Source organism: Methylobacterium platani, assembly GCF_001653715.1.
Lineage (GTDB): Bacteria > Pseudomonadota > Alphaproteobacteria > Rhizobiales > Beijerinckiaceae > Methylobacterium > Methylobacterium platani.
The window spans coordinates 1-7,860 of record NZ_LWHQ01000097.1 but is presented as its reverse complement, the minus strand read 5'-3'; the positions used below and the strand labels follow the sequence as shown (position 1 = coordinate 7,860).

6 protein-coding genes and 1 pseudogene are annotated in these 7,860 nt (G+C 70.8%); all 7 read left to right on the top strand.

Going from position 1 to position 7,860, the window contains the following annotated elements; all coding sequences use genetic code 11:
• Nucleotides 1-648, top strand: a pseudogene (locus A5481_RS34870) (hypothetical protein); the annotation flags it as partial.
• A gap of 100 nt (nucleotides 649-748) precedes the next feature.
• On the top strand, nucleotides 749-1,453 hold the full coding sequence (locus A5481_RS31145) for a hypothetical protein (RefSeq protein WP_048434550.1): 705 nt from the start codon (nucleotides 749-751) through the stop codon (nucleotides 1,451-1,453).
• 8 nt (nucleotides 1,454-1,461) lie between these two features.
• Nucleotides 1,462-3,219, top strand: a complete 1,758-nt coding sequence (locus tag A5481_RS31140) for a hypothetical protein (protein ID WP_048434549.1) — start codon at nucleotides 1,462-1,464, stop codon at nucleotides 3,217-3,219.
• A 256-nt stretch (nucleotides 3,220-3,475) separates the two neighbouring features.
• On the top strand, nucleotides 3,476-4,498 hold the full coding sequence (locus A5481_RS31135) for an amino acid ABC transporter substrate-binding protein (protein ID WP_048434548.1): 1,023 nt from the start codon (nucleotides 3,476-3,478) through the stop codon (nucleotides 4,496-4,498).
• A 71-nt stretch (nucleotides 4,499-4,569) separates the two neighbouring features.
• Nucleotides 4,570-5,781 (top strand): amino acid ABC transporter permease, encoded by a 1,212-nt coding sequence (locus tag A5481_RS31130; RefSeq protein WP_048434547.1) that lies wholly within the window; start codon nucleotides 4,570-4,572, stop codon nucleotides 5,779-5,781.
• Between the two features lie 7 nt (nucleotides 5,782-5,788).
• On the top strand, nucleotides 5,789-6,958 hold the full coding sequence (locus tag A5481_RS31125; protein ID WP_048434546.1) for an amino acid ABC transporter permease: 1,170 nt from the start codon (nucleotides 5,789-5,791) through the stop codon (nucleotides 6,956-6,958).
• An 8-nt stretch (nucleotides 6,959-6,966) separates the two neighbouring features.
• Nucleotides 6,967-7,803: an amino acid ABC transporter ATP-binding protein gene (locus A5481_RS31120; RefSeq protein WP_048434545.1), complete on the top strand. Its 837-nt coding sequence runs from the start codon at nucleotides 6,967-6,969 to the stop codon at nucleotides 7,801-7,803.
• The last annotated feature ends 57 nt before the right edge of the window (nucleotides 7,804-7,860 follow it).

The window sequence follows — 7,860 nt, the reverse complement described above, 5'->3', positions numbered from 1 at the left end:
ACAGAAACGGGGCAATCCCAAGCCGGCCTCGGCAGCCAGGTCGATCCCGACCTGGCCAAGATCAAGCTCGCCTACCGCCTGCGCTGGGACCAGAGCCTGATCGACTTCGCCACCGAGGTCAGCGAGGAGGTCGGCGCGACGGTCAAGCCTGCCGGCGGCAAGCTGGTGGCGATGAAGCGCGGGGGCGGGAAGAACGGCGCCGGCACAGCCTTCGCGCCGATCCTGATCCGCCGGAGACGATCGTTCGGCTACGAGATCGAGGTCGAGCCGCGCCCTGAGGTCGGCAGCGTCGCGGCGGCGTGGTACGACGAGAAGACGGGCAAGCGGAAGCTGACCAAGGTCTCGGCCGGCCGCCAGGGCCCGATCCGCATCCTGCCTCACCCCTACCGCAGCGAGGCCGACGCCAAGGCTGCGGCCGAGGCCGAGGCCTACGCCTCCGACAACCGCTCGGGCGGCGGCTACTTCGAGAGCCCGGGCCTGCCCCATGCCAGGGCCGAGGCCCCGGTGACTTCCTCCGGCTACGGCCCGCTCATCGACGGCTCCTGGAAGGCCGAGAGCGTCGACAAGACGGTGCGCAGCGACGGCGGGTTCCTCACCACCGTCCACGTCACTGCCGGCACCGACAAGAAGGGGGAGAAGGGCAAATGAAGCTGCAACCCTTCAGCGGCGTGGGCGATCCGCGCTCCGGCTACAGCGAGGCGGGCCCCCTCGCGGGGCCGTCCGCGTTCGCCCGACCCGGGGAGCCCTCGTGAGCACCAGGCAGCTCTATCGGTTCACCGCCACGGCTGGACCCTGGGTCGCCGGCTATCGCCACGACCCGGCTGCCGGCACGATCGCGCTGACGCCGGAGGAGGCCGAACTGGACCTCCTGGCCGGGACGATCGTCCCGGACGGCACGCCGACCGGCCCCATCGCGGTGCCCGGCGCCGTCGTGGTGACCGATCGCGTCGCGGCGATCCGCGGCGCCCGCGACTACGATTTCACCGTAGCCGAACTGGTGGCGTTCCTGGCCGGGTCCACGCTGGGCGACGAGCTGCGCGGCACGCTACGCGACGGGGTGGCGCCGGACCGTGACACCCTGGCGAAGCTGTCGGCGGCGCTCGATGCAGCGGTGGTGCTGCTGCGGGCGGGGATCGCGACCCGCGCGCCCGCGTCCGCCCTCGCGGACAAGGCCGATGCCGGCGCCAACGCCAACATCCGGTCGCTGGAAGGCCTGACCACGCCGCTGTCCCTCGCCCAGGGCGGGACGGGCGGACGGACGGCCGACGGAGCCCGTGCGGCGCTCGGCCTGCCGCTGGTGCCGGGCGACCCGGGCCTCCCGGAGGCGGTGGCGGCCCTCTATGACGCCTGGGTCTCCGGCCTGCCGGTCTGGACGGGCGATGGTCCGGTCCCGGTCGCGCGGGGTCGATACTATCGCCAGGGCGCCGGCGGTCCTCCCGTGCAAGCCCAGTGAGGTCTCCCGTGCTCACCCGAACCCTGTCCCGGATCGCCGTCGCCCTGGCGCTCGCGCTGCCCGCTCCGGCCCTCGCGCAGGGCCAGGCGCCGCTCGTGCCGGTGCCGAACCGCTCGGCCAACGACAATTCCGCGGCGCCCGCCAACACGCGCTACGTCGACAGCGCGGCGCAGGCCCTGCGCGACGCGATCCAGGCCCGCGCGCCGATCGCGAACCCGACCTTCTCCGGCACCGTGACCGTACCCGGCACCGTGGCCGCCGGGACGCTCCTGGGCGACGGGTCGGGTGCGGGCGTCACGGCGACGGGCGCCGCGGCGGCGCAGACGCTCGGCGGGTGGTTCTCGAGCGTCGTGTTCGGTACCCCGACGGTCACGGCCCTGCGGGCGTTCAACCGCCTGTTCGTGGCGCCCCGCACGGTCATGTACGTGTCGGGCCATGCCGCGCCGGGCGACGGCGGCGGCGGGCCCTTCATCTGGGCGGCGGCCTCGACGCTGCCGGACGACGGCGGCACGATCATCAACCCGACCGGCAACACCGGGGCAGGGCGCTGGCTGCGCCTCGACGTGACCCGGATCTGGGTGAGCTATTTCGGGGCGCAGTGCGACGGCAAGGCCGACGATACGTCGGCGTTCCAGGCGGCGTTCGCGGCAGCGGTCAACCGCCTGCGTCCGGTCGAGGTGCCGGCCGGCACCTGCCTGGTCTCCGGGCTGTCCTACACGGTCGGGTCCTATGCCGGGCAGTTCGCGATCCGCGGCGCGGGGCGCAACCTGACGCGGATCAGGCAGATCTCCGACGCCGCCGCGGCGCCCGTCCTGACGATCGGGTCGCCGACGGCCAAAATCCTCACCGCCAACATCGAGATCAGGGGGATCACGTTCGACGGCAACAACCGGCGGCAGCCGGCGGTGGTGTCCTACGACCTGGTGCGGTCGTTCGTCTGGGACGTGCTGTTCACCGGCGGCTCGGCCGGCTACGTCTCCTATGGCGGCATCGGCAACACGATCTATGCCGATGCGCTCGACAATGACGTCGGGGGCCGCATCGTCCCGTTCGCGTCGCTCGCGGGCGGCGGCTGGCCCAATCACATCCGGTGGTCGGGCGCCCTGGCGCACAACGCGCGCTGGGGTCTCGACGTTGATGGCGGGCGCAACCTCGTCTGCGACACCTGCGATATCGAGGCCAACGGGACGAAGCTCGGCGAGGCGACGGGCGGCGTCCGGGTCGGCCCGGCCATGGGCGCGGAGGTCGCCGGCGTCGGCAGCGCCACGGCGAGCCCCGGCCTGACGCTCCGCAGCCCCTGGTTCGAGCGGAATGCGGGCGAAGCGGACGTCGTCCTGCAGTCCGGCCGGAACCTGATCGACAGCGGGGTTTTCAGCAGCCCCGCCGACATGGCAACCCACGACATCCACGCCGTCGGCGGCGTCTACACCGTGACGAACAGCCGGGCGCAGTTCCCCAAGACGGCCAACATCCGGGACGAGGCCGGCGTCGAGCCGGGCAGCGTCGTCGACGGCGGCGCGTTCCCGAGCCTCGACGTCTCGCGGGCCACGCACGTGCGCACGGCGGGGGTGGAGTACGTGTCGGTGCCGTTCTCGGCCGGCAACGGCCTGCAGGTCGCCGGCGGCACCTTCCGCGTCCTCTCGCCTTCCACGCCCGCGAGCGCGACGGCGCCGTGTGCGGCCGGGACGATGACGTGGGATGCGGGCTATGCCTACGTCTGCGTCGCGACCAACACCTGGAAGCGCTCGCCGCTGGCGACCTGGTAGGCTCCGGTCGGCGGGGTAGGATCCTGGCTCAAGCTGCTGACATTCGAACCTGCGCGCCGTGCCGTTCGAATTTGCGCGCTACACGTCAAGCCTGGCGCCGCCGCGGTCCCGCCCCGCCTAGTCTGTTCGTCTATCGCGCCAACCCCTTGACCGGGCAGCCCGCTTCGCCTGGAATGCCTCTTGCTTAGGCATCGTCCGTGCTTGAGCAAACGGGCGGCGGCCGGGGCCGCAACCGGAACGGGAGACGCAAGACCCCATGAAGAGAATCGTCGCTGCCCTGGCCTTCGGGCTCGGCGCCACCCTGCTGGCGGGTGCCGCCCAGGCCCAGGGGACGCTGAACAGCATCAAGCAGAAGGGCTACATCTCCTGCGGCTCGAATCCGGGGCTCGCCGGCTTCGGCGTGCCGGACGCGCAGGGGCGCTGGACCGGGCTCGACGTCGATTTCTGCCGGGCGCTGTCCGCGGCGATCTTCAACGACGTCACGAAGGTCCGCTTCATCCCGCTCTCGGCCAAGGATCGCTTCACGGCGCTCCAGTCGGGCGAGGTCGACATCCTGTCGCGCAACACCACCTGGTCGATGTCGCGCGACACCGCGCTCGGCCTCGACTTCCCGGCCGTCAACTTCTACGACGGCCAGGGCTTCATGGTGAAGAAGAAGCTCGGCGTCACCTCGGCCAAGCAGCTCGACGGCGCCTCGGTCTGCACCCAGCAGGGCACCACCACCGAGCTGAACCTGGCCGACTACTTCCGCGCCAACAAGATGAAGTACGAGGTGGTGGCCTTCGCCAGCGCCGACGAGACCTTCAAGGCCTACGATTCCGGCCGCTGCGACGCCTTCACCACCGACGCCTCGGGCCTCTACGCCGAGCGCCTGCGCGCCGCCGTGCCCGACGACAACATCGTGCTGCCCGAGATCATCTCGAAGGAGCCGCTCGCGCCGGCGGTGCGCCAGGGCGACGCCCAATGGGCCGACATCGTCCGCTGGACCCACTACGCGATGCTGAACGCGGAAGAAGCCGGCATCACCCAAGCCAACGTCGACCAGCTGGTGAAGACCACCGACAACCCGGACATCAAGCGCATCCTCGGCACCGAGGGCAAGTACGGCGCCGATATCGGGCTGACCAACGACTGGGCCTACCGGATCGTCAAGCTCGTCGGCAATTACGGCGAGGTGTTCGAGCGCAACGTCGGCCAGGGCTCGCCGCTGAAGATCCAGCGCGGCCTCAACGCCCTGTGGTCGAAGGGCGGCCTGCAATACGGCCCGCCGATCCGCTGACATCGTGACAGTGCGGCGCCCGGGAACCTCCCGGGCGCCGTCCTTGGAAACCAGCAACGCGAGCATACCCCTTGCCGACGCAGCTTCCGGCCGATGCGCCGTCCGGTCCGCCCCGGGTCTCGCCCCTCTACGATCCCCGCATCCGCGGGGCGGCCTACCAGATCCTGCTGCTCGTGGCGGTCGGGGCGGTGGCCTGGATCGCGCTCGGCAACGCCGCCGAGAACCTGCGCAACGCCCGCGTCGCCTCGGGCTTCGGCTTCCTCGCCAACACCGCCGGCTTCGACGTCAACCAGACGCTGATCCCGTTCGCGGCCGCGACCTCGACCTACGGCACCGCCTTCCTGGTCGGCCTCACCAACACCCTGATGGTGGCGGCGATCGGCATCGTGCTGGCGACGATCCTGGGCTTCACGGTCGGCGTGGCGCGGCTGTCGCCGAACTGGATCGTGCGCACGCTCGCGACCGTCTACGTCGAGGTCCTGCGCAACATCCCGCTCCTGCTGCAATTGCTGTTCTGGTACGTCGCGGTGCTGGCGAGCCTGCCGGGCGCGCGCGATTCCTACGCGCTCGGCGGTTCCGTCTTCCTCAACCAGCGCGGCCTGTTCCTGCCCAAGCCCCTGCTGGCGGCGGATGCCTGGGCGCTGCCCATCGCCCTCGTGGTCGGGATCGTCGGGACCCTGGCGTTCCGATCCTACGCCAAGCGCGAGCAGGCGCGGACCGGCCGGCGCCTGCCGGTGCCGGCGGTCGGCCTCGCCCTGATCCTCGGCCTGCCGCTCCTGACCTACGGGGTGCTGGCGCTCGTCGGCATCGCCCCGGTGGCGCTCGATTTCCCGGTCAAGGGCACCTTCAACCTGCGCGGCGGGATGCAGCTCTACCCCGAATTCGTCGCGCTCGTGGTCGGGCTCACGGTCTACACCGCCGCCTTCATCGCCGAGGTGGTGCGGGCCGGCATCCAGGCGGTCAACAAGGGCCAGACCGAGGCGGCGCGTGCCTTGGGCCTGCAGCCCGGCCCGACGATGCGGCTCGTCGTGATCCCGCAGGCGATGCGGGTGATCGTGCCGCCGCTGACCAGCCAGTACCTCAACCTCACCAAGAACTCGTCGCTGGCCGTCGCCATCGGCTACCCCGACCTCGTCCAGGTGTTCATGGGCACGGTGCTGAACCAGACCGGGCAGGCGGTGGAGGTCGTGGCGATCACCATGGCGGTCTACCTGACGATCAGCCTCGTCACGGCCTTCGTGATGAACCTCTACAACCGGCGCGTCGCGCTGATCGAGCGGTGAGATCCCGATGACCACCGGAATCCAGACCACCGCCGGAGCCCAGCCCCTCACCTTCGTCCGCCGCGAGGCGGTGCCCGCCTCGGCCCCGCCCGCGCTGGTCGCCGGGCCGCTGGCGTGGCTGCGTCAGAACCTGTTCTCCAGCCCCGCCAACGCCGCGATGACGCTCGCGGCGCTCGTCGTCGTCGCGCTCGTGGTGCCGCCGCTCCTGCGCTTCCTCGTGATCGACGCGGTCTGGACCGGCGAGAACCGCGACGCCTGCCGGCCCGAGGTGCTGGGCCGCCCGGTCGGCGCCTGCTGGGCGTTCGTGGCGAGCAAGATCAACTACTTCATCTACGGCTCGTACCCGATCGAGGAGCGCTGGCGCCCGAACGTCTTCTTCGCCCTGATGGCGGTCGGGGTGGCGTGGCTGCTGTGGCTCGACGCGCCGAAGCGCGCGTGGGGGGCGCTCTACTTCTTCGTGGTGTTCCCGGTCGTCTCCTACGGGCTGCTCGCCGGCGTGCCGGCCCTCGGCCTGCCGGCGGTGCCGACCGCGCTCTGGGGCGGCATGCTGGTGACCCTGATCGTGTCGCTCGTCGGCATCGTCGCCTCGCTGCCGCTCGGGATCCTGCTGGCGCTCGGGCGGCGCTCGCGCCTGCCGATCGTGCGGCTGTTCTGCGTCGTCTTCATCGAGTTCTGGCGCGGCGTGCCGCTGATCACGGTGCTGTTCATGGCCAACGTGATGCTGCCGCTGTTCCTGCCCGGCGACGTCACCGTCGACCGGCTGGCGCGGCCGCTCGTCGGCATCGCGCTGTTCTCCGCCGCCTACATGGCCGAGGTGGTGCGCGGCGGCCTGCAGGCGATCCCCCGCGGCCAGACCGAAGGGGCGATGTCGCTGGGCCTGAGCCCCTGGCACCGGATGCGCCTCATCATCCTGCCCCAGGCGCTGCGGATCGTGATCCCGGGCATCGTCAACAGCTTCATCGCGCTGTTCAAGGATACGAGCCTCGTCTCGATCGTCGGCATCTTCGACTTCATCCGCACGATCGAATCGGCCCGGGTCGATCCGACCTGGGCGGCGCCGACGGTGGTGATGACCGGCTACGCCTTCGCGGCCCTGTTCTACTTCGTCTTCTGCTTCGGCATGTCGCGCTACGCCCGCTTCATGGAGCGGCGGCTCGCGGCCGGCCAGACACGGTGAGTTCCCCGATGGCCTCCTCCCCCCTCCCGACCCAGACAGCCTCCGTTCCCTTGCCGGAGACCGATCCGGATCTCAGCCCCCGCAACACCTCGGCGACGCGGCTGGCCAGCGCGCCGACCGCGGTGTCGCTGGAGCGGGTCAACAAGTGGTACGGCGCCTTCCACGTCCTGCGCGACGTCGACCTCACCGTGCGCAAGGGCGAGCGGATCGTGATCTGCGGCCCCTCGGGCTCGGGCAAGTCGACGCTGATCCGCTGCATCAACCGCCTGGAGGAGCACCAGGCCGGGCGGATCGTCGTCGACGGCATCGAGCTCACCAACGACCTCAAGCGGATCGACGAGATCCGCCGCGAGGTCGGCATGGTGTTCCAGCACTTCAACCTGTTTCCGCACCTCACCGTGCTCGAGAACTGCACGCTGGCGCCGATCTGGGTGAAGAAGATGCCGAAGGCCGAGGCCGAGGCGATCGCGATGCAGTACCTGACCCGGGTGAAGATCCCCAATCAGGCGCACAAGTATCCGGGCCAGCTCTCCGGCGGCCAGCAGCAGCGCGTGGCGATCGCCCGCTCGCTGTGCATGGCGCCCAAGATCATGCTGTTCGACGAGCCGACCTCGGCGCTCGATCCCGAGATGGTCAAGGAGGTGCTCGACACCATGGTGGGCCTGGCCGACGAGGGCATGACCATGCTCTGCGTCACCCACGAGATGGGCTTCGCCCGCCAGGTCGCCGACCGGGTGATCTTCATGGACGAGGGCCAGATCGTCGAATCGAACACCCCGGAGGCGTTCTTCCGCGCCCCCGAGCACGAGCGGACCCGGCTGTTCCTGAGCCAGATCCTGCATTGAGGGCGGGGCGGGGACTTTTACGGATCAGGCGCGGGAATCCTCCTCTCCCCGCGGGCG

What these genes read in the sequence shown, in the direction of transcription:
- A5481_RS31125 (WP_048434546.1), top strand. Translation starts at nt 5,789, where the DNA reads ATGACCACCGGAATCCAGACCACCGCCGGAGCCCAGCCCCTCACCTTC.
- A5481_RS31120 (WP_048434545.1), top strand. Translation starts at nt 6,967, where the DNA reads ATGGCCTCCTCCCCCCTCCCGACCCAGACAGCCTCCGTTCCCTTGCCG.
- A5481_RS31135 (WP_048434548.1), top strand. Translation starts at nt 3,476, where the DNA reads ATGAAGAGAATCGTCGCTGCCCTGGCCTTCGGGCTCGGCGCCACCCTG.